Below are 20,805 nucleotides of genomic sequence, written 5' to 3' on the forward strand. Positions count from 1 at the left end.
TGTGTGCGCCCGGCATGGGTGCAGTCTATAGGGTGAGAGTCCCGAACCATGAAGGCAGTAGTAATGGTTAGCTTAACGCAAGGGTGTCTGTGGTGACGCAGAATCTGAAGGAAGCGAGCGGCAAACCTCCGGTCTGAGGAACACGAACTTCATATAAGGCTAGGTACCATTGGATGAGTTTGCACAACAAAACGAAGTCCTTACTGCCGAAGGTGGTACAGAGTAAATGAAGCAGATAGATGGAGGGAAAGACTGTACTCTTACCCGGGGAGGTCTGATTGGAACGCCAAGTTCCCTTGGTAACCTATCCAGCGATGGACAGCTGAACAATCAGAAGTCAGCCGAGGTCATAGTACCATTCCAACTCGAGATGGAATGGGAAGGACTGAACTATTAGGAAGAACGAGAACTAGGCATATAATTCCTGTATAGAAGCAGACAATCCGAAAGGACTTACTTGAAGGAGGAAGTGGTGAATTCCACAGGGGACTTCATGAGGGTGGAGCAGGAATAACATAATTAGATTTCTACGTTCACGTCGAAAGGAAATATCACATGTTAATGGATCTGATTCTGTCACGGGAAAACTTAATAGAAGCACTTAAACGTGTGGAGAAGAACAAAGGGAGTCACGGCATAGATGGAATGTCCGTAAAATCCCTACGAAGACATCTCTATGAGAACGGGGAAACTCTTTGTGATTCATTAAGGGAAGGTACCTATCAACCTAACCCAGTCCGTCGAGTCGAAATCCCGAAACCGAACGGTGGAGTAAGATTACTAGGAATACCTACCGTGACAGACCGGTTCATTCAACAGGCTATCGCCCAAGTTCTAACCCCACTTCTTGACCCAACCTTCTCAGAACATAGTTATGGGTTTAGACCAAATAGAAGAGGTCATGATGCGGTTCGTAAAGCAAGGGAATATATAAGTGAAGGTTATAGATGGGTGATTGACATGGACTTGGAGAAATTCTTTGATAGAGTCAATCATGATAAGTTAATGGGGATATTAGCAAGTAGAATCCAAGACCGGCTGGTCTTGAAACTTATACGGAAATATCTCCAAGCAGGAATTATGATGAATGGTGTAGTCTATGATGCAGAAGAAGGAACACCACAAGGAGGTCCACTGAGCCCCCTTCTTTCGAATATCCTTTTGGATAAACTTGATAAAGAGTTAGAAAGGAGAGGTCACAAGTTTGTCCGCTACGCCGATGATTGTAATATTTACATGAAATCGAAGAAAGCTGGAGAACGAGTGATGAACTCAATTACATGCTTTATTGAGCAGAAATTAAAGCTCAAAGTAAATAGAGAAAAGTCAGCAGTTGATCGCCCGTGGAAACGAAAGTTTCTTGGCTTTAGCTTTACGGTCAATAAGAAACCGAAGGTTCGAATAGCCAATGAAAGTATTAAAAGGCTTAAGGCTAAAATACGGGAGTTAACCTCCCGTTCTAAACAAATTCCTATGGAAGTTAGAATCGAGAAACTAAATCAATATCTAACGGGATGGTGTGGATATTTTGCATTGGCTGATACACCAAGTAAATTTAAAGAATTTGATGAGTGGATTAGACGGAGACTCCGTATGCTTGAATGGAAACAATGGAAGAAACCGAGGACAAGAGTAAGAAAACTCAAAGGTCTAGGTGTCCCTGACCAAAAGGCATATGAATGGGGAAACTCCAGAAAGAAATATTGGAGAATAGCCTGTAGTCCAATCTTACACAAAACCCTCAATAACTTGTATTGGAGTCACCGAGGGTTGAAAAGTTTATATAATCGATATGAATTTCTGCGTCAAACTTAATGGAACCGCCGTATACCGAACGGTACGTACGGTGGTGTGAGAGGTCGGGGGTTAATCACCCCCTCCTACTCGATTATGTCTTGATATACCCGCCGGGTTATGTAAGCTCATTCTGGCTTTTTCTTTTCTGCAGCTGCCGATTCCTTTCCTGGATAATTTCTGTACGGTCCCGAACGGTATGCTTTTGAACAATCGATTCATCTGACAAGTCGCTCGGTGTATCCCATTCTGCTCCCAGCTGCCGGCAGCGCTCTTTACATTGCTCAAGCAGTTCTGGATCTCTAATCGGAAGACTGATGCTTCTGTAAGGCTTTCGAGCTGACATTTCTTCTCTAACCTGCCTCACTAACTCGATAAGGGATTCATGATTCAGCCCAAGATTTTGGATTTCCTCCTTTTTCTTAAAAAGGTTATGGAAAGCTTTGTCCATTGTTTTGGAGGCCCCTTTATAGTTTCCCCGCCGTTGATGGTAAAGCCCCACTGCAATTTGAATAAGTCCTACCCAATGAGAATGGCGGTCCCGCGGTGCCGTTTCTTTCCAATATTCTTCTAAAATTTCATGGCATTCAAAATAGTCCCGGCTTCCGTGGAAATGTGCCATAAAAGATAAATATTCCTCTGGATATTTCAAGTTATCACCTTCTTTAATACGTGAATGTTTCGTTTCATTTTACCATAAAGACAAATAGAATGGCTGATTGTCACCAATCAGCCAAGTTGTCTAATCTCTTAAAACCAGGAAGCACCGACAATTACCAACAAGATGAACAAAACAACAATCAAAGCGAATCCGCCGCCGTATCCGAAACCAGCATTACCACCCATAATAAGTACCTCCTTTAAATATCATACTTTCGATTACACTTACAATGTATGGAAAACTGAGAGAATTGCTTGGGCTTAGGCCTAATAGGGCAAAAACTTTCCGGGCCGGATGGATATCTATTGGATTAAGAGCATGAATCTACTATACTAAGTTAATGGGAACCTGATTCCCAGGCAAAATGATTTAATGTGGGGTTTTTAAATGAGTTATAAAATTAAGATTGATGCTTTCGAAGGTCCGATGGATTTGCTCCTGCATTTAATCAACCGACTTGAAATTGATATTTATGATATTCCCATGGCCGACATTACGGAACAATACTTAGGATATATCCATACGATGCAGCATTTGGAACTGGATGTGGCCAGCGAATATTTAGTTATGGCCGCTACTCTGCTTGCAATTAAGAGTAAGATGCTTTTGCCTAAACATGAAGATGAGCAATTGCAGAATGATGAGGGAGAATACATGGAGGAGGATCCACGTGACGAACTGGTTGAAAAGCTGCTTGAATATAAGAAATACAAGCAGGCAGCAATAGAGTTCAAAACGCTGGAAGAAGAAAGAAGTTTGATTTTCACAAAGCCTCCAAGCGACTTATCCGAATTTTCAAGGGAAAATGAAACAGAAAGAAAAGATCTGGACGTCAGTCTGTATGATATGCTGAGCGCCCTGCAGAAGCTGCTTAAAAGGCAGAAACTGCAAAAACCGCTGCATACTAAGGTGACAAGACAGGAAATTTCGATTGAAAAGAGAATGGATGAGATCTTAAGTGACTTAAGAACGTTGAAGGGGAAGAAGAGCTTCTTTGAACTCTTTTCTGAGCCGGTTAAAGAGCATATCGTTGTCACCTTTTTGGCGGTGCTGGAGCTCATGAAGCTTAATGAGGTCATCGTTGACCAGAATGGAAATTTCTCAGATATATATATAGGTGCAAAAGAAGGTGTGGAATCAGTTGGAAGTTATTAATTGGAAAGGCATCGCTGAAGCTGTGCTGTTTGCCAGCGGCGATGAAGGTTTAACAGTTAAACAGATAGCGGAAACGCTTGAATTAGATGAGAATCAAACCAGAGCGATTATTAATGATCTGAAGACTGAATATGAGTCAGAAACCAGAGGGATCCAAATTATTGAAATGGCGGGTGTGTTTCAGCTGGCAACGAAAAAAGAACATTCCGCATACTTAAAAAGGCTTGTCGAATCTTCCGGGAACCATGGGCTTTCTCAGGCGGCTTTGGAAACCTTGGCCATTGTGGCGTACAAACAGCCGATTACCCGTGTTGAAATTGAAGAAATACGCGGAGTGAAAACAGAACGGCCGCTTCATACGCTTGTATCAAAGGCTCTCGTAAAAGAGGTCGGCCGGGCAGAAGGGTCGGGAAGAGCATATTTGTATGGGACGACCAAAGAATTCCTTGATTACTTTGGCTTGAAAAGTCTGGATGAGCTGCCACCGCTGACAGAAGAAGATACGGAAAGCTTTGAGCAGGGAGAAGCCGATTTATTTTTTGAGAAATTCCAGAACTCTATTGAATAACCCTTTTTTAGCCAAATAAGATAATAGTAAGTATTTTGGAGACGCCTTAAATAGGCTGACATAGGAGAAAAATATACAGCCTGCTATTTTGATGAGCTTTGTTACCCTGAGGGCCATAATAATGTGAGAGTCCCATTGTCTATAGGGACGGTATTCAGGGAGAAGAGATTCAGTTCTGCTCCTCAGCGATAATCAGATATACAGACATGCATCGATAAAAATCTAGGAGGGTTTACGGGTGGGAAATGCTTTCGTAAAGTCGCAGCTTGAAGATGTACAATCTTTTTTAGAAGAGACAGTTGCCGTAATGGAATCGTATTTGAATGAAGCAACGTATTCAGGGCTCCAGAAAGAACAGCAAGGAGAAGCGGAATATTATAAGGGCCTCCTTTCCAGTCTCAGAAGACTGCTTGTTAATTGTGAAGCAGGGCTGGAAGCTTGCAGGTCCATTCTAAAAAGCGAAATTTTTCACCAGTCTGCAGCTGAGAAGACACTTTATCGAATTTATCACCAATGCATTGAAGATTACTTTTCACCGAAATCCGACTTATGGTATGAAGACAGCAGGGCTTCGTATACGGGCCAAAATTTGATTAAATTTCATGGGGATGTGCCTGATAGCTTGGAGGCTGTGCTGAAAGAGCTGGAAAATGGATTTCAGGCGATGAGGGAAGACTTAGAATATTACGAGACTGATTACAGAACAAAGATGATGCAGTCCAGGTAAGAGAAAAAGCGGCAGGATATTCTGAAGTGAACCCAAAAAGTTAGACACTTTATTTAGTTAGGCAACCTTGAGGGCATGAACTCGGTAATCAACCGGGCTCATGCCTTTTAATTTCGTTTTAATACGTTGGTGATTGTAATAATGGATATACTCCTCTAGTTCTTGTTTGAAATGCTCCATGCTGTCGAACTCTTGTAAATAAAGTAATTCAGATTTTAGTAGCCCAAAGAAATCTTCTATAACGGCGTTATCGAGACAATTTCCCTTTCGGGACATACTTTGTGTAATGCCATGTGTCTTCAAGGATTGGGAATAGGATTTCATTTGATAATGCCAACCTTGATCTGAATGGAGAATGGGTGTATCTCCTGATTCTAAATGCTTGATGGCTTGGTCCAACATCTTGTGGACTAACGAATAGGTAGGACGTGACTCTATTTGGTAGGCGATGATTTCTCCATTAAATAAATCAAGGATGGGAGATAGGTACAATTTTTCACCATATAAATGGAATTCCGTCACGTCCGTCACCCATTTTTCATGAGGCTTGGTGGCCTTAAAATCCCTTTGGAGTAGATTAGGCGCAACCTTTCCCACCTTGCCTTTGTAAGAACGATATTTCTTCATCCTTACCATACATTTTAACCCCAGCTTATTCATTAACCGAAGCACTGTTTTATGGTTCACCTTAATCCCCCGATTACGCAATTCTAAAGTAATTCGTCGATATCCATACCTTCCTCTATGTGAATGAAAGATTTCTTCAATGACAGGCTTGATCTCTGCGTATTTATCCTGACGCCGAAAGGCGTTTATCCAATAATAATAAGTGCTCCTTGCGATATTTGCGACAGATAGAAGTAGCTTTAAGTTACATTCTGCCCTTAGTTCGTGTACTACTTTCGCTTTTTCTTGCGAGCTAATTCCTCTTTTTCCTGAACTAAGGCTCTCAACTTTTTTAAATAGGCATTCTCCACACGTAACCGTTCATTTTCTGCCTTTAAAGCCTCTAACGACCCTTCTTCAAATGGTTTCTTATTTTCTTTCCCCATAGATGGACGCCCCTTTTTCTTTGTTATAAGGGCGTCTACTCCTCCTGCTTCATATTGGCTTCGCCACTGACTGATGGTAGAAGGAGAAGAAATATTGAATAACGCAGCGGTTTCACGGATTGACGTCCCTTGTTCATTCATATATTCAAGTACTTTCAGTTTATCTTCTGCCGTATAAGTTGTATAGCGTTTTTCAAATGCACGCACTCCATGATGATTATACTGATGAATCCAATTAAGTAATACTGATGGGTGAACACCAATGGACTTAGCTATAGTTTTTTGTCCCTCTATTCCTCCTAAATACCTCTGTACAGCTTGTGTTTTCTGTCGTGCTGTAAATTTAGCCATATAAAAAACTGCACCTCCAATTGTTAGATGTGTCTAACAATTGGGGTGCAGTTCATATTCCTGGCGCTTTTTTTAGGTAAACATATCACTCGGATGCCTTACATAAAATGAAAAAGAAGATGAATTTTTCGGGACGGGGGGAGCGCGTTTGACAGAGTGGAAACCATATGTGCAAGAAGTGCTGGAGTGGACGGAAGAGATCAGAGAAATCGTGTCAGAGACAGGGCTGGAGAATCACTCGCTGCTGTCAGGGATTGAACGTTTGAACCTTCTCACAGAAGAATTCCATGAAAAAGAGCTTTCACAGGAAGATGTCCGCCTGCTAGAAGAAGAAGTGCGCAGTATTTTTGAAGAGGTGCAGGGCGTCTTGAATGAATCATATGGACGCCAGCCGGATTCAGGGAATTCTGTTCCAGCAGGGGGGCATGTTTTACCGAAACTTCCTTATTCGTACGAAGCGCTGGAACCGGTCATATCGAGGGAAATTATGAAACTGCATCATGATGTTCACCATAAAGCCTATGTTGACGGTTTGAACAGGGCGGAAAACAAAATGAAAGAAGCGAGGAGATCCAATGATTTTACCTTATTAAAACATTGGGAACGGGAGGCCGCTTTCCATGGATCTGGTCATTATCTCCATACGCTGTTTTGGGAAGGGATGTCACCAAAGGGAGGAGGCAGGCCGAAAGGAGAGTTACTGAGGCAAATAGAAAAGGACTTTGGGAGCTTTCCTGCTTTTCAAAAGCATTTTAGTGAAGCGGCCAAACAAGTGGAAGGAGTAGGCTGGGCCTTATTAGTCTGGTCGCCGAGATCCAGGCGCCTGGAAATCCTGCAGAGTGAGCGCCATATGATACTGACCCAATGGGATACGATTCCGATTTTGGTGCTTGATGTCTGGGAACACGCCTATTATCTTCAGTATAAAACGAACCGCGGCCATTATGTAGACCGCTGGTGGGAATTAGTAAATTGGCCGCATGCTGCGGAACGCCTGAGTACTGCCAAAAAACTGGATTGGAAGCCGGCATAAGGGAGCAATGGTATGCAGAGAAAGCCTCGTTAAACGGCTTCAGGCTGTCGGCAAGCCGGCGGCTATTTTTTATAAAAGCGAATTGATTTGAGTGCCTATAGGAGATGTGCCAGCTTCCGGGTTCGGAGTGCCTCTCTGAAAAGGTGATGAAATAGAATCTCTCTCAGTATCAAGCTCAAGGCGGATCAGCGGTCTTGGTGGAGATTTGCCAGGTGATGCCGAATTTATCCTGTACCTGTCCGTAGAAAGGACTCCAGAATGTTTCCTGGAGAGGCATGAGGATTTCTCCGCCTTCCTGCAGCTTTTTGAAAGCTGTTTTTGTTTCTTCCGCTTCATCGAAAATGATCGCTATGGTTACCTGAGAACCGATTTGATAAGGCTGCCCAGGATATGTATCAGAAAGCATAAGTGTGGTATTGCCGACTTTTAAATGGGCATTCAGGACAAGGTCTTTCATTTCAGAGGAGACCGGGGACTCACGTCTGGACGGAAGTTCACCGAACGTCTGTATTCGTATGATTTCAGCTTGTAAAGCATTTTCGTAAAAAGCAGCGGCTTCCTTCCCATTTCCATTTAATACTAAATAAGGATGCATTTCTGCAATCATTCAGACACCTCTTCCGTTTTTAGGACAAGCGTCCGGCTCAACAGCCAGCCGAATCTCCCGAATTTTTGATACAGGTATATATTCCTCATTCCTTCAGTATTTCCCTGCTCTCTGCAGCCATCATTTCGAGATTCCTGCCGCTGTTTTCCCGTAAATTAATCATAACCCTTGTCCCAGTGCATAAACTTGTACAAAAACATAAAAAAACAAGAAAAGAGACGAGGGGAATACATGCGTTTGCTATATAAAGCAGTTCTTTTCATTTGTACTGGCACATTATTGATTTCCTTGTATTTTCCAAATCGGTCCACTGCTTCGCAAATGAACGTGAGTGCTCACAGCGCCATCCTGATGGACGAGACAACAGGCCGGGTAATGTATGAAGTAAATGCCCACGAAAAAAGCAGAATTGCCAGCATCACGAAGATTATGACCGCCTTGCTGGCCATCGAATCTGGACAATTGGACGAAACGGTAACAGTCAGCGGCAATGCTTTCGGCACGGAAGGATCGTCTCTGTTCTTAAAGGAAGGCCAAAAGATTAAACTTGAGGACTTGGTCTATGGGCTGATGCTCCGGTCGGGAAATGATGCGGCCGTGGCCATTGCTGAAAAAGTCGGGGGCAGCGTGGATGGGTTCGTTTGGATGATGAATGAAAAGGCAAAGGAAATTGGGATGAAGAATTCTCATTTTTCAAACCCACATGGACTTGATAATACGAAAGATCACTATTCAACTGCTTATGACATGGCATTGCTGACAAAGTACGCAATGCAAAATGAAACTTATGCCAAAATAGCCGGAACAAAGGTTCACCGGGCACCGAATTCAACAGAAGATTGGGACTATGTCTGGAAAAACAAAAATAAGCTTTTAACACAGCTGTATGAGTACTGTACGGGAGGTAAGACAGGGTATACAAAACTGGCCAAACGGACATTAGTAACAACAGCGACAAAGGGTGATCTTGACCTGATTGCTGTAACCTTGAATGGGCCGGATGATTGGAATGATCACATCAACATGTATGAAGCAGCCTATAAAAGTTATGATTCAGTGGAAATTGTCGGTACAGGGGACCTGAAGGGAATCAAGCAAAAAACCTACAAAAATAAAACCTATATTAAAAATGCTTTTGTTTATCCTTTGACAAAGAAAGAGAAGAAAAAAGTGAAAGTCGATATTAAATTACTGAAACCGAAAAAAGAATGGAAAGATCCAGAGCAAATACCTGAAGTTGTAGGGAAAGCTTATTTCTATCTGGATGGGAAGAAGATCGGCGCCCGTTCCATCTTTTATGGAGAAGCCCGGGAATCTTCAGGCAGGATATCAAGTTTTGCTTCCTGGTTTGATTTATTTAAAAAGGTACTGGGAATGAGTCCAAATGGTTAATTATATTTGGGTGGGCATGACCGTAATCGGTGTCTTATTTGCCGCGGTTAACGGAACGATTGATGAAGTGAATAAAGCTCTGTTTGCCAGTGCCAAAGAAGCAGTGACGCTTTGCCTCGGCTTGATGAGCATTCTGATATTTTGGCTCGGCCTGATGAAAATTGCAGAAGAATCCGGACTGCTGACAAAGGTATCGAGGTTATTCCGTCCTTTTTTCAAACGGCTGTTTCCAGAAATTCCTCCAGATCACCCTGCCATGGGCTACATTTTATCGAATATGATGGCCAATACGTTTGGTTTGGGCAATGCTGCAACTCCTCTGGGAATTAAAGCGATGGAGCAGATGAAGATCCTGAACGGAGGGAAAGACAGGGCGAGCAGGTCCATGATTACTTTTTTGGCCATTAATACGTCAAGCATTTCCCTTATCCCGACAACCGTCATCGCAATCAGGATGAACTATGGAGCAGCCTCGCCGACTGATATTGTGGTACCGACTATCCTTGCGACCGGGATATCTGCTGTGGCGGCCATTTTAATCGACAGGTATTTTTATTATAGGAGGAAAAGGAAGGGGGAAAAATGATTGCAGTGGCTGACAATGCTCTCAATGTGGATCATTCCTCTGTTGATTTGTACCATTTTATTATATGGGACTTATAAAAAAATCCCGACCTATGAAACCTTCGTTGAGGGAGGAAAAGAAGGGATTGGAATGGCCTTTTCTATTATTCCTTATTTGCTGGGGATGCTGGTGGCCATTTCGATCTTCAGGGCATCGGGTGCACTTGATTATTTTGTTGGCTTCTTAAAACCTTTTCTTAATTTGATTCATATGCCTTCCGAGGTGCTGCCTCTTGCTGTGATTCGCCCGATTTCAGGAAATGCAGCACTTGGAATGACCAGTGACTTGATCGCGTCTTATGGGCCTGATTCTTTTATAGGAAGGCTGGCCGCCACCATTCAGGGAAGTACGGATACGACCTTTTATGTACTGACTGTATATTTTGGAGCAGTGGGAATTAAAAAAATGGGAGATGCCCTGAAAGTTGGTCTTTTAGCGGATGCTGTAGGGATTGCTGCGGCGGTCTTTATTGTCAGTCTTATATATGGCGTTCAATGAGTATTGAAATAAGAAATGAGAGGCGCGCAACAGTATAAGTAAAAAATCAAATTTCTCTTTAGAGGAATTTGATTTTTTGATTTTTATCGATTTTCCCCAGGAAAGAAAAGACCATCCAGTATCCTCTGAAGATGATACATTTTTTTTGGAACGGAAAAAAACCTGTGATACACTCAAATGAGATCTATTCGGAAAAATAATCCTTTTTTGGGGATGATTATGAATGAATGATATATTGTTTGAAAAACCATTTGTTTTTGCTTCTTATTATGTGATAATTGTATGATTACATTTAATGTATGAACATTGATTTTAAGAGGTGAAAGATAGATGGAAAGACTGCAAAAAGTAATCGCCCACGCCGGAGTCGCTTCAAGGCGAAAGGCTGAAGAGCTAATTACAGAAGGAAAAGTAAAGGTGAATGGCAAAATAGTAAGGGAATTGGGAGTAAAGGTCGGTCCGAACGACAAAGTTGAGGTGAATGAAGTTCCGCTTGAGAAAGAAGTGCCTGTTTACTTCCTGTTTTACAAACCAAGAGGTGTGATTTCAGCTGTTTCAGATGATAAGGAACGAAAAGTTGTGACAGATTTCTTCCCCGAGATCCAGGAACGAATTTATCCTGTTGGCCGATTGGACTACGATACTTCCGGTCTGCTGCTTATTACGAATGACGGAGAATTCGCGAATGTGCTCATGCACCCGAAACATGAAGTGGACAAGGTCTATGTTGCTAAAGTAAAAGGCATCCCGCTCCGTGAATCACTGAAGAAACTGGAATACGGGGTTAAGCTTGAAGACGGAAAGACTGCCCCTGCAAAAGTTAAGGTTTTAAACACGGACAAAAAGAAAAATTCTTCCATTATAGAGATAACAATTCATGAAGGGAGAAATCGGCAGGTTCGAAGGATGTTTGACGCGATTGGCCATCCGGTTATCAAGCTGAAGCGGGAACGATATGGCTTCTTAACCCTTCAAGGACTTTCACCGGGAGACTCCCGTGAGCTTACCCCGCATGAGGTTAAGCAAATGAGAGCGTTAGCGACAGCAGAACCAAAGGATAAATCTAAAAAGAGAAGATAATGCGCTGCGGCAGAAAGGCGGAACTCTTTGCGATAAAAGGGTTTCCCTCGGATTTCCCCAGACAGAATGGGGAAAGTATCGCCGCATTTCTGAAACGGCCTTTTATATAGGTGATGGCTTACGTACGGCATCTATTTCTATAGGAGGAATTGTATGGACAAAAAGAAAAGGCGCCTGATTATGCGAACTTCTATTCTTGCTATTTTGGGTGCAGCTTTGGTATTTGCACTTTATACAAACTTCACGAAAGAAAAGCATAAAAGCCTGGCTGCAGGGTCTGAAGTGCCCGACTTTGTCCTGACCGACATGGAAGGAAATGAGCATAAGATTTCGGATTACAGAGGAAAGGGAGTATTCCTGAATTTTTGGGGAACCTGGTGCAAGCCTTGTGAATACGAGATGCCTTATATGGAAAAGCAATACCAGGCTTTTAAGGATCAGGGGATAGAAGTGCTGGCCGTGAACGTCGGCGAGACGGAGTATGCGGTTAATAGTTTTGCAGAAGGACATGGCCTCACTTTTCCAATCATGATTGATCAGGGAGAGGTTCAGTCTGCTTACAAGGTAGACCCTCTGCCCGTTACTTTTTTAATAGATAAAGATGGAAAGCTCGTTGACCGCCTGACAGGCAGTCTGACTGAGGAAAGCATAAAAAAACATATGGAGAGCATTAAACCATAATATGGGGAGTTTTTTATATGAACGATCTGAGGTGCGAATGCGGGCATGTCAGCCCGAGGGGAACGGTTCTTTGTGAAAGCTGCGGACGCCTGCTGGTGACGGAAAATGCAGATAACAAGCTGGCAGACATGCGCTATGAAGGCAGCGCAAGACGTTCACAGACATATAATAAAACAGTGATCGATAAAATTTGGAATTTCTTTTCCTCTGTTAAAGTGGGAGTGTCCCTGATTGTCCTCGCTTTAGCTGCTTCGGCGGTCGGGACGATTCTTCCTCAGGAAATGTACATACCGCAAAATGTTCCTCCCGCTGATTATTATAAGGATGAATATGGATGGTTTGGAACGATGTATTACACGCTCGGTTTCCATAATTTATATGGATCCTGGTGGTATATCATCATTATCGCCATGCTCGGCACATCTTTGCTTATAGCGAGTATCGATCGATTTTTCCCGCTGTACCGGTCATTAAAGAATCAGCGTATAGTCAAGCATGACAGTTTCTTTAAGAGACAGCGCCTCTACTCTTCCGTACATACAGATCAATCTATTCAATTAGAAGAGCTTCAGGAAAGGCTTGAGAAAAAACGGTACAAGGTTCGGATGAAAGATGGCAGCCTGCTGGCGGAAAAAGGGCGCTTTTCCCGCTGGGGTCCTTATGTGAACCATATTGGCTTAATCGTATTCCTGGTGGGAGCCCTTTTACGTTCAGTCCCAGGGATGTATGTGGACAAGGTTCTATGGCTTCGCGAAGGGGAAACGAAAGAAATTCCAGGGACAGACGGCCACTATTATTTGAAAAATAACGCGTTTATTTTGGAAACGTACAGCAAGGAAGAAAAGGAAGATGAGAAGTTTAAGGCAGCGCTCGAACAAACCGGCTCTGTAGCCAAAAATTATCAGGCAAATGTAACCCTTTATGAAAATGAAAGCGGTAAATTGCCTGGCGAAAAGCCAAAGCTCAAAAAAATCAAGGATTCAGAAATCAAAGTGAATCAGCCTTTAAAAGAGGGCGGCTATGCTTTATATCAAGTGGACTTCAAGATGGATGAACTGAGCGCAATGTCGTTTAATCTGGTTGATAAGGAAACAGGGGAGAAGCATGGCTCCATGAAAGTGGACTTGAACGACCCGCAGCAAAAGTATGACCTTGGGAAAGGGTATTCCGTTGAGCTGATGAGCTATTTTCCTGACTTTGAATTTACTGAGGATGGGAAGCCGACGACGGCCACAAAAGTCCCTGATAATCCTGCCTTTTTCTTTAAAATGTTTACTCCTGAAACTCCTGAAGGAGAAACGAGCTTTGTTGCGATTCAGCAAAATCTTGAACCGCTCGGGGAAAACCAATATAAAATGGAATTTGCCGGAATTGAAACAAAGAATGTAACAGGTCTTACCGTCAGAAAAGACCTGACATTAGGAATCCTGTTTGCAGGAGGCATCATTTTTATGATTGGCGTTATTCAAGGTTCTTATTGGAATCATCGCCGTATCTGGATCAAGAGAAAGGGCAGCAGCGTTCTGCTGGCCGGCCATACAAATAAAAACTGGCTGAGCCTGAGGAAGGACATTGCCTATGTGATTGAAGGGACGCCGATTGCTGTTCCAGATGATCAGCTGGACGGGAAAGCTTCAAATAAGGGGGAAGTTATAAATGGCTGAATTGAGCAGTAATTTTCTGTATGCATCCTTTATCTTATATTTGATTGCAACCTTTTTGTTTGGAGGTTCGATAAAAGAAAAGAAGGGCAGTGAAGAACAAAAACAGAACAAGTGGGCGCTTTTGGGAATATCGATCACCATTCTGGGCTTTGCTTCCCAAATCGCTTATTTCATTACGAGGTGGATTGCTGCCGGGCATGCTCCTGTCAGTAATTTGTTTGAATTTACAACGTTCTTTGGAATGATGCTGGTCGGTGCTTTCATTATGATTTACTTTATTTATAAGACGCCTTCGCTTGGCTTGTTTGCCCTGCCGGTTGCTTTGCTGATCATTGCATATGCGAGCATGTTTCCAAGAGAAATTTCACCGCTCATTCCGGCTTTGCAGAGCGACTGGCTTCATATCCATGTCACAACCGCAGCTGTTGGACAGTCCGTTTTGGCTATCAGCTTTGTCGTTGCCATCATTTATTTAATTAAAGCTGTAGACCAAAATGTGGCTGGCAAGCGAACCTTTTGGCTGGAGATGATCATGTTTTCCATTGTATGCACAATAGGTTTTATTTTGGTTTCTTCCATTTATGCCTCTATGGACTATAAAGCGGAATTTAATTGGATTGATAAAAAGGGACAGGCCAGTCAGCAGGAATTTAACCTTCCGGCTTTGTCAGGCCCGAATGAAGGAGAACTGGTTACCCCGGATAGAATGTCCCCCCTATTTGAAGTATCACCATGGATTAATGCGAAGAAGCTCAATACGGTCCTATGGTCGATTGGATCCGGACTTGTGCTTTACGTCTTGCTGCGGCTGATTTTCAGGAAAAGAGTGGCAGCCTTGCTTCAGCCGCTTGTCAGGAATGCTAATTTGGAGCTTCTGGATGAAATCAGCTATAGGTCTGTACTGATCGGTTTTCCTATTTTTACACTAGGAGCGTTGATATTTGCAATGATATGGGCCCAAATTGCCTGGACACGCTTTTGGGGATGGGATCCTAAAGAAGTGTGGGCGCTAATTACTTGGCTGTTTTATGCAGCGTTTTTGCATTTGCGGCTTGCCAGGGGATGGCAGGGGGAGAAATCAGCCTGGCTTGCTGTGATTGGATTTTGCATCATTATATTCAATCTGATTTTTGTCAATCTGGTCATTGCCGGCCTTCATTCCTATGCCGGAAGCTAAATAGGAAAATAAAGGTCTTTCCGTTATACCGACGGAAGGATTTTTCTATGTTAATGCTGGAAAGCGGCTGTTTTACTGCTTAATTTGTGACGGATCAGTGAAAAACGAGTCGCTTCTTCTGTTTTGCTGCCTAAAAAATTAGTAATCATACGCATCATTTTGTAAACTATATAGAGGGAGTGATGTATACATGAACAGTGGACCAAAGATTTTGGTAGTAGATGATGAGGAAAGAATCCGCCGCTTGTTGAAAATGTATTTGGAGCGGGAAGACTACATAATCGACGAAGCTGAAAATGGTGATACTGCGCTGGAGAAAGCGCTTGAGAATGAATATGACTTAATTTTGCTGGATATCATGATGCCGGGCAAAGACGGGATTGAGGTGTGCCAGGAGATTCGGAAGGAGAAGGCAACGCCGATTATCATGCTGACAGCAAAAGGAGAGGAAGTGAACCGGGTTCAGGGATTTGAAGTCGGGACGGATGACTATATCGTCAAACCGTTCAGTCCTCGGGAAGTGGTTCTTAGGGTAAAGGCCCTTTTGCGACGTTCAGCAAGCAGCCAGAAGTACGTACAGGAAAAAGCTGTCACCAAGGATGTCATTGTGTTCTCTCACCTGACAATCGATAATGACGCCCACCGGGTTACAGCAGACGGAACAGAGGTATCTCTGACACCAAAGGAATATGAACTCCTGTACTTTTTGGCGAAGTCGCCTGATAAAGTTTTTGATCGGGAAAGACTGCTGAAGGAAGTCTGGCATTATGAATTTTTTGGAGATCTTCGAACAGTGGATACCCATGTAAAGCGTCTGCGTGAAAAGTTGAGCCGCATATCCGAGAATGCCGCCAAAATGATCGTAACGGTTTGGGGAGTAGGTTATAAGTTCGAAGTAATGAACGACTGATGATCTGGAGAAGTGTAGTCGGAAAGCTATGGGCGACCATTTTGATTCTTGTTTCATTGGTACTGCTGGTTTTGACCATTTTGTTGGTTGAGTTTTTTGGAAACAACCAAATTATCACGGTTGAAAGGGATTTAACAAGAGTTGCCAAGCAAATCGTGGCGGTGTCGAATGAACATGAGAGTATGGATCATGTACTGGAAATTTCTTCTGAGTTATTGGGCGATGACACCAAAATGCTGGTGCTAAATGATGAAACCGTCCTTTTTTCTTCTGTCGATTTAGAGAAAACGGGGATAACTCCTCAGTACATCAAGGGCGACCGGGATTTGGGAAAGGTATTTACTGAAAGAAAGACGATCAAAAAAGAAATGGTGCTTCCTTTGGAAAAAGGAGGAGACGTACAGGCGATTGTCGTCGGTGTCCCGCTTGAGAAAGATGGTGAGGCGGATGAAGTATTCTTGATTAAGTCCCTTGAATCAACAGAAGAGGCTGTTCAATCGACGACCCGATTCATCCTGCTGGCTGCAGGGGTGGCCATTATTTTGACTACGGTGTTTGCTTTTTTCCTTTCGACAAGAATCAATGCACCGCTGCGTAAAATGCGTGAAGCGGCATTGGCGGTTGCCAGAGGGAAATTTGACACAAGAGTACCTGTGCTGACTCAGGATGAGATCGGTGAATTGGCCATCGCCTTCAACCAGATGCGCGAGCAGCTGAAGTTTAATATCACGGAGCTCAATCAGGAAAAAGAGCATCTTTCCAGTATTCTCAGCAGTATGGCGGATGGGGTCATTACCTTCAGTAAAAAGGGAGAAATTCTCGAGACGAATCCTCCTGCTGAACGTTTTCTGCAAAGCTGGTATTTTGAAAAGGATACATCAAGAAATGAAACGGATATCGTCCCCCGTGTTCTGATGAATCTGTTTGATGAATCAGAAATTCACGGCAAGGAGCGAACTGCTGAAATCTCGCTGCAGGGGAGAGACTGGGGCATCATTGTCAGCCCGCTCTACAGCAGCCAGGAAATACGGGGAGCTGTCGCCATCATAAGAGATATTACCGATGAAAGAAAGATGGATAAGCTGAGGATTGACTTCCTAGCCAATGTTTCTCACGAATTGAGGACTCCAATTTCCATGCTTCAGGGATACAGCGAAGCGATTGTGGATGATATTGCGGGCAGCGAAGAAGAGAAAAATGAAATGGCTAAAATTATCTATGATGAATCACTAAGAATGGGACGCCTGGTTAACGATCTATTAGATTTAGCCAGAGTGGAATCCGGGCATATGCGCCTGACTGTTGATGAAATAGAACTGGCTCCTTATTTGACACGGGTCGCGAGCAAGTTCCATGGATTAGCGCGAGAGAAAGAGGTCCGGATTATGACCGAGCTTGAAAATGAGCAGATTTCCTGGATTTTCGATCCGGACCGGATTGAACAGGTTTTGACAAATTTAATTGATAATGCACTCCGCCATACACCGGCGGGAGGAGAAATCCAAATTATTCAAAAGACAAATGAGCGGAAAGGGCTGGTCATTATCGTTCAAGATACAGGACCAGGTATCCCCGAAGAAGACCTGCCATTCGTTTTTGAACGTTTTTACAAGGCGGACAAAGCCAGGACGAGAGGGAAGGCCGGCACAGGGCTTGGACTTGCCATAGCCAAAAATATCATTCATGCACACGATGGATATATTACGGTCAACAGCCTTCCTGGTAAAGGAACAGCCTTCAGCTTTATCCTGCCGAAACGCAATTAAGATTTACTCAGCCGCTATCGTAACCAAGTACGGATTGCCTGGAAGCAACTGCTTCCAGGTTTTTCTAAGTCTATCATTCGAAAGCAGAGAGTCTTGGTCATATAAAAGAATCCTATACATAGATATAGGGTATAAATCGTAATAGTTCCTAATTGAATCATAGGGGGGGTTAATGGTGATCATTAAACAGGCGATGAGCCATCTCTTTTTACTCATACTTTGTCTCGTGCTGTTTTGTCTGTTTTTGTTTGGGGACAAGCTGTTTCCTGCTTCTCTTTTAGACCCGTTTTTATAAGAGTGGAACTCCTTATTTTTATGAATTGAGATGAAATATTTTGTTTGATTTATAAATAATCATTATTTGGATTTTAGCTAGGTTTCGCATGATTATTTGAAATATAAAAAGAGTATAAATCGTAATGATTTCAATTTACAAATCGAAATCATTACGATATAATTTTCAGGCGCGCAAAAAAATGTGAATGTCGGAGGGTTACATATGAAAAAAATGAAAAATTTATTGGCACCTTTATTAGCAGTGCCTCTTATACTTGCAGGGTGTCAGGAGGAATCCAGTAAAGAGAAGACGCAGGAGAAAAAAGATAAAGTGCATATTGTTACTTCCTTTTATCCTAGGTACGAATTTACAAAAAATGTTGCGGGAGATTTAGCAGAAGTAGATTTGCTAATTCCTTCATCGATTGAACCGCACGATTGGGAGCCGACGCCAAAAGATATCGGCAATATTCAGCAGGCCGACCTTTTCGTATATGACAGCGAATATATGGAAACATGGGTGCCGGATATGGCGTCAAGTTTAGATTCTGACACTATCCTGGTTAAAGCGAGCGAAGGAATCAGTCTGATGGACGGCCAGGAAGAACATGAACATGAGCACGAAGGGGAAGAGGGAGAACATGAAGAAAGCAGCCATGAAGAAGGCGAAGAACATGAACACCATCACGAAAAAGACCCTCATGTCTGGCTAAGTCCGGTCCTTGCTCAAAAAGAAGTAATGAATATTACGAATGCACTGATTGAGAAAGACCCAGATAACGAAAAAACATATAGAAAAAATAGTGATGATTATATTTCCCAACTGAAAGAGCTTGATCAGCAATTTAAAAATACGCTTAGTGATGTGCCAAACAAAGAAATTATTACACAGCATGCGGCATTTGGATATTTAGCAGATGAATATGGGCTAGAACAAGTAGCAATCGCAGGCCTGTCTCCTGAAAATGAACCTAGCCCTGCTAAACTTGGCGAATTAAAGGAATTTGCTAAAGAACATGAGATTTCCACTATTTTCTTTGAGGAAACAGCTTCTCCAAAAGTCGCTCAAACATTGGCAGATGAAATTGGAGCCGACACGGAAGTTTTAAATACGCTGGAGGGCTTAAGTGAAGAAGACCAGAAAAATGGCGCGGATTACATCAGCATAATGAATAATAACTTAGAAAAGTTAAAGAATGCTTTAGAAAAATAGAAGAATAGAAAAATAGAAGAGATAAAAGGGTGAAGGATCCAATTATTCACCCTTTTGTCTTTGAAAGGAGTGAATGTTTTGCTTTTAGTCAAAGCCGATCGTGTCAGGTTTGGGTACGGGCATATCCCATCATTAGAGAATGTTTCATTCGAAGTGAAAAGCGGGGAGTTTGTTGGGGTGACGGGGCCGAATGGAGCATCTAAATCGACACTCTTGAAAATAATCCTGGGACTGCTTACACCATGGGATGGGGAGATTTATCTGAGTGAAAAGAATGAAAAAGGCGACCGATTGAAAATCGGGTATGTTCCTCAGCAGATCGCCTCTTTTAATGCAGGATTCCCAAGCACCGTGTGGGAATTAGTGCGTTCTGGTCGCTATCAAAAAGGGAAATGGTTTTCAAAAATGAATGCCGATGATGAAAAAATCATCCAGAATTCTTTAGAAATGACCGGGATGTGGGAATTTCGAAATCAAAAAATTGGCAGCTTGTCAGGCGGCCAAAAACAGAAGATTTGTATTTCCCGTGTATTAGCCTCTGAGCCAGATCTGCTCATCCTTGATGAGCCAACAGCAGGAATGGACGTGGAAAGCAGGAAAAGCTTTTATGCATTCATGAGTCACAGAGTAAAAAAACACCGCAGCACCATTATGATGGTTACCCATGATCAGGACGATGTAAAACCATATCTTGATAAAATTATTCATCTTGAGAAAGGAGAGCGGGACACATGGAAATGTTTGACCTTGCATTCATGCAGCGGGCATTTTGGGCCGGCGGGCTCATTGCGCTGATCGCTCCTCTCTTGGGAGTTTTTCTTGTTTTAAGAAGGCAGGCTTTAATGGCTGACACACTGTCTCATATTTCGCTTGCAGGTGTTGCCTTGGGTTATTTTCTGCATACAAATTTGACCTTTTCCAGCTTTTTGGTCGTGATTATCGGAGCTATATCAGTAGAATATATGAGAAGGGCTTATTTCTCTTACTCAGAAGTATCCATAGCGATTTTAATGGCTGCCGGGCTGTCTCTCGCACTCTTCTTGATGAGTATCAGTGCCGGAGGGATTACAACGAGTGTGGAACAGTATTTATTCGGATCGATTGTAACGATAAGTTATCCGCAGGTCTACATGCTGTCCGCAGTTGCCGTTTTAGTACTTTTGTATTTTTGGATATTGAAGAGGCCGCTCTATTTATTGACTTTTGATGAAGATACGGCATTCACAAGCGGAATCAATACAAAGGTTTTGTCGCTCTCCTTCAGTATACTGACGGGCATTGTTATAGCCGTGATCATTCCAATTATTGGAGTCCTGCTTGTGTCTGCTCTGCTTGTATTGCCTGCGGCCTTTGCGATAAAGCTGGCAAAAGGCTTTAAGTGGGTATTAGTTACAGCAGTCATTGCCGCTTTCTTTGGAGTCCTTGCGGGTTTGTGCACGTCCTATTATTTAGGCACCCCGCCGGGAGCAACGATTACTTTATTGCTGGTCATTATCCTTTTACTTGGTTTTGTGATACAAAAGAGTTTTTATCTAGTAAAAAGAACCTACTCATTTTAAAATGGTTTAACCGTAT

General features: G+C 42.8%; 22 protein-coding genes. 18 read left to right on the forward strand and 4 right to left on the reverse strand.

Features of this window, described 5'->3' with window-relative positions:
- The first annotated feature begins 226 nt into the window (after window positions 1-226).
- Both BQ4305_RS21430 and ltrA read left to right on the forward strand, forming a co-directional pair.
- Entirely contained in the window at window positions 227-397 is a 171-nt protein-coding gene (locus tag BQ4305_RS21430; RefSeq protein ID WP_199880500.1) for a hypothetical protein, read from the forward strand.
- Between the two features lie 158 nt (window positions 398-555).
- A complete protein-coding gene (gene ltrA / locus BQ4305_RS09405; protein WP_110926384.1) occupies window positions 556-1,815 on the forward strand; it encodes a group II intron reverse transcriptase/maturase in 1,260 nt (419 codons plus the stop codon).
- Between the two features lie 97 nt (window positions 1,816-1,912).
- On the opposite strand, the gene BQ4305_RS09410 is transcribed toward ltrA, so the two are convergent.
- Together BQ4305_RS09410 and BQ4305_RS09415 are read right to left on the reverse strand one after the other, a co-directional pair.
- A complete protein-coding gene (locus tag BQ4305_RS09410) occupies window positions 1,913-2,446 on the reverse strand; it encodes a DUF309 domain-containing protein (protein ID WP_234396920.1) in 534 nt (177 codons plus the stop codon).
- 98 nt (window positions 2,447-2,544) lie between these two features.
- The gene (locus BQ4305_RS09415; RefSeq protein WP_110927554.1) at window positions 2,545-2,640 is read right to left on the reverse strand and encodes a YjcZ family sporulation protein; all 96 of its coding nucleotides are present in this window, start codon (window positions 2,638-2,640) and stop codon (window positions 2,545-2,547) included.
- A 202-nt stretch (window positions 2,641-2,842) separates the two neighbouring features.
- Between BQ4305_RS09415 and BQ4305_RS09420 the strand changes: the two genes are divergently transcribed.
- The 3 genes from BQ4305_RS09420 to BQ4305_RS09430 all read left to right on the forward strand — a co-directional run bounded on the left by BQ4305_RS09420 (window position 2,843) and on the right by BQ4305_RS09430 (window position 4,905).
- Window positions 2,843-3,610 (forward strand): segregation/condensation protein A, encoded by a 768-nt coding sequence (locus BQ4305_RS09420; protein WP_110927555.1) that lies wholly within the window; start codon window positions 2,843-2,845, stop codon window positions 3,608-3,610.
- On the forward strand, window positions 3,597-4,178 hold the full coding sequence (gene scpB / locus BQ4305_RS09425) for an SMC-Scp complex subunit ScpB (RefSeq protein ID WP_110927556.1): 582 nt from the start codon (window positions 3,597-3,599) through the stop codon (window positions 4,176-4,178). Before BQ4305_RS09420 ends, scpB begins: the two co-directional genes overlap by 14 nt.
- 238 nt (window positions 4,179-4,416) lie before the next feature.
- Window positions 4,417-4,905, forward strand: coding sequence for a DUF3907 family protein (locus tag BQ4305_RS09430; RefSeq protein WP_110927557.1), 489 nt, complete (start codon window positions 4,417-4,419; stop codon window positions 4,903-4,905).
- Between the two features lie 57 nt (window positions 4,906-4,962).
- Here the strand turns inward: BQ4305_RS09430 and BQ4305_RS09435 are convergent.
- Window positions 4,963-6,308, reverse strand: a protein-coding gene (locus BQ4305_RS09435) for an IS3 family transposase (protein WP_110927558.1) whose coding sequence is annotated in 2 segments (ribosomal slippage) — window positions 4,963-5,867 and window positions 5,867-6,308 — 1,347 coding nt in all. Because the reading frame shifts where the segments join, the coding sequence is not laid out codon by codon here.
- 148 nt (window positions 6,309-6,456) lie between these two features.
- Here BQ4305_RS09435 and BQ4305_RS09440 point away from each other — a divergent pair.
- The gene (locus BQ4305_RS09440; protein ID WP_110927559.1) at window positions 6,457-7,341 is read left to right on the forward strand and encodes a superoxide dismutase; all 885 of its coding nucleotides are present in this window, start codon (window positions 6,457-6,459) and stop codon (window positions 7,339-7,341) included.
- 175 nt (window positions 7,342-7,516) lie between these two features.
- Here the strand turns inward: BQ4305_RS09440 and BQ4305_RS09445 are convergent, their stop codons facing one another.
- A complete protein-coding gene (locus BQ4305_RS09445) occupies window positions 7,517-7,948 on the reverse strand; it encodes a VOC family protein (RefSeq protein ID WP_110927560.1) in 432 nt (143 codons plus the stop codon).
- Window positions 7,949-8,179: 231 nt separating this feature from the next.
- Here BQ4305_RS09445 and BQ4305_RS09450 point away from each other — a divergent pair, with 231 nt between their 5' ends.
- From BQ4305_RS09450 to BQ4305_RS09505, 12 genes are all read left to right on the forward strand, one after another.
- A complete protein-coding gene (locus BQ4305_RS09450; protein WP_110927561.1) occupies window positions 8,180-9,340 on the forward strand; it encodes a D-alanyl-D-alanine carboxypeptidase family protein in 1,161 nt (386 codons plus the stop codon).
- On the forward strand, window positions 9,333-9,926 hold the full coding sequence (locus BQ4305_RS09455; protein WP_110927562.1) for a nucleoside recognition domain-containing protein: 594 nt from the start codon (window positions 9,333-9,335) through the stop codon (window positions 9,924-9,926). Before BQ4305_RS09450 ends, BQ4305_RS09455 begins: the two co-directional genes overlap by 8 nt.
- Complete coding sequence (locus BQ4305_RS09460) at window positions 9,927-10,463, forward strand: spore maturation protein (protein WP_110927563.1); 537 nt, start codon at window positions 9,927-9,929, stop codon at window positions 10,461-10,463.
- Window positions 10,464-10,793: 330 nt separating this feature from the next.
- Window positions 10,794-11,543, forward strand: coding sequence for a 23S rRNA pseudouridine(2605) synthase RluB (gene rluB / locus BQ4305_RS09465; protein ID WP_110927564.1), 750 nt, complete (start codon window positions 10,794-10,796; stop codon window positions 11,541-11,543).
- A 153-nt stretch (window positions 11,544-11,696) separates the two neighbouring features.
- Window positions 11,697-12,224 (forward strand): thiol-disulfide oxidoreductase ResA, encoded by a 528-nt coding sequence (resA, locus tag BQ4305_RS09470; RefSeq protein WP_110927565.1) that lies wholly within the window; start codon window positions 11,697-11,699, stop codon window positions 12,222-12,224.
- Between the two features lie 17 nt (window positions 12,225-12,241).
- Entirely contained in the window at window positions 12,242-13,888 is a 1,647-nt protein-coding gene (resB, locus tag BQ4305_RS09475; protein ID WP_110927566.1) for a cytochrome c biogenesis protein ResB, read from the forward strand.
- Window positions 13,881-15,065: a c-type cytochrome biogenesis protein CcsB gene (gene ccsB / locus BQ4305_RS09480; protein WP_110927567.1), complete on the forward strand. Its 1,185-nt coding sequence runs from the start codon at window positions 13,881-13,883 to the stop codon at window positions 15,063-15,065. Before resB ends, ccsB begins: the two co-directional genes overlap by 8 nt.
- Before the next feature lie 190 nt (window positions 15,066-15,255).
- Complete coding sequence (locus BQ4305_RS09485) at window positions 15,256-15,975, forward strand: response regulator transcription factor (RefSeq protein ID WP_110927568.1); 720 nt, start codon at window positions 15,256-15,258, stop codon at window positions 15,973-15,975.
- Complete coding sequence (locus BQ4305_RS09490) at window positions 15,972-17,741, forward strand: ATP-binding protein (protein WP_110927569.1); 1,770 nt, start codon at window positions 15,972-15,974, stop codon at window positions 17,739-17,741. The genes BQ4305_RS09485 and BQ4305_RS09490 overlap by 4 nt, the downstream gene beginning before the upstream one ends.
- Window positions 17,742-18,240: 499 nt before the next feature.
- Complete coding sequence (locus tag BQ4305_RS09495; RefSeq protein ID WP_110927570.1) at window positions 18,241-19,230, forward strand: metal ABC transporter substrate-binding protein; 990 nt, start codon at window positions 18,241-18,243, stop codon at window positions 19,228-19,230.
- A gap of 78 nt (window positions 19,231-19,308) precedes the next feature.
- The gene (locus BQ4305_RS09500; RefSeq protein ID WP_110927571.1) at window positions 19,309-20,025 is read left to right on the forward strand and encodes a metal ABC transporter ATP-binding protein; all 717 of its coding nucleotides are present in this window, start codon (window positions 19,309-19,311) and stop codon (window positions 20,023-20,025) included.
- Entirely contained in the window at window positions 19,962-20,789 is an 828-nt protein-coding gene (locus BQ4305_RS09505) for an iron chelate uptake ABC transporter family permease subunit (protein WP_110927572.1), read from the forward strand. The genes BQ4305_RS09500 and BQ4305_RS09505 overlap by 64 nt, the downstream gene beginning before the upstream one ends.
- Window positions 20,790-20,805 lie beyond the last annotated feature (16 nt).

It is taken from the genome of Bacillus massiliglaciei (genome assembly GCF_900098925.1).
GTDB classification, from domain to species: Bacteria; Bacillota; Bacilli; order Bacillales; family DSM-1321; genus Peribacillus; species Peribacillus massiliglaciei.

Excerpts from the sequence above, each read along its gene's own strand:
- BQ4305_RS09420 (WP_110927555.1), top strand. The coding sequence starts at position 2,843 with ATGAGTTATAAAATTAAGATTGATGCTTTCGAAGGTCCGATGGATTTG.
- BQ4305_RS09485 (WP_110927568.1), top strand. The coding sequence starts at position 15,256 with ATGAACAGTGGACCAAAGATTTTGGTAGTAGATGATGAGGAAAGAATC.
- BQ4305_RS09450 (WP_110927561.1), top strand. The coding sequence starts at position 8,180 with ATGCGTTTGCTATATAAAGCAGTTCTTTTCATTTGTACTGGCACATTA.
- ltrA (WP_110926384.1), top strand. The coding sequence starts at position 556 with ATGTTAATGGATCTGATTCTGTCACGGGAAAACTTAATAGAAGCACTT.
- BQ4305_RS09445 (WP_110927560.1), bottom strand. The coding sequence starts at position 7,948 with ATGATTGCAGAAATGCATCCTTATTTAGTATTAAATGGAAATGGGAAG.
- BQ4305_RS09505 (WP_110927572.1), top strand. The coding sequence starts at position 19,962 with ATGGAAATGTTTGACCTTGCATTCATGCAGCGGGCATTTTGGGCCGGC.
- resB (WP_110927566.1), top strand. The coding sequence starts at position 12,242 with ATGAACGATCTGAGGTGCGAATGCGGGCATGTCAGCCCGAGGGGAACG.
- BQ4305_RS09495 (WP_110927570.1), top strand. The coding sequence starts at position 18,241 with ATGAAAAAAATGAAAAATTTATTGGCACCTTTATTAGCAGTGCCTCTT.
- rluB (WP_110927564.1), top strand. The coding sequence starts at position 10,794 with ATGGAAAGACTGCAAAAAGTAATCGCCCACGCCGGAGTCGCTTCAAGG.
- BQ4305_RS09415 (WP_110927554.1), bottom strand. The coding sequence starts at position 2,640 with ATGGGTGGTAATGCTGGTTTCGGATACGGCGGCGGATTCGCTTTGATT.
- BQ4305_RS09455 (WP_110927562.1), top strand. The coding sequence starts at position 9,333 with ATGGTTAATTATATTTGGGTGGGCATGACCGTAATCGGTGTCTTATTT.
- resA (WP_110927565.1), top strand. The coding sequence starts at position 11,697 with ATGGACAAAAAGAAAAGGCGCCTGATTATGCGAACTTCTATTCTTGCT.
- BQ4305_RS21430 (WP_199880500.1), top strand. The coding sequence starts at position 227 with ATGAAGCAGATAGATGGAGGGAAAGACTGTACTCTTACCCGGGGAGGT.
- ccsB (WP_110927567.1), top strand. The coding sequence starts at position 13,881 with ATGGCTGAATTGAGCAGTAATTTTCTGTATGCATCCTTTATCTTATAT.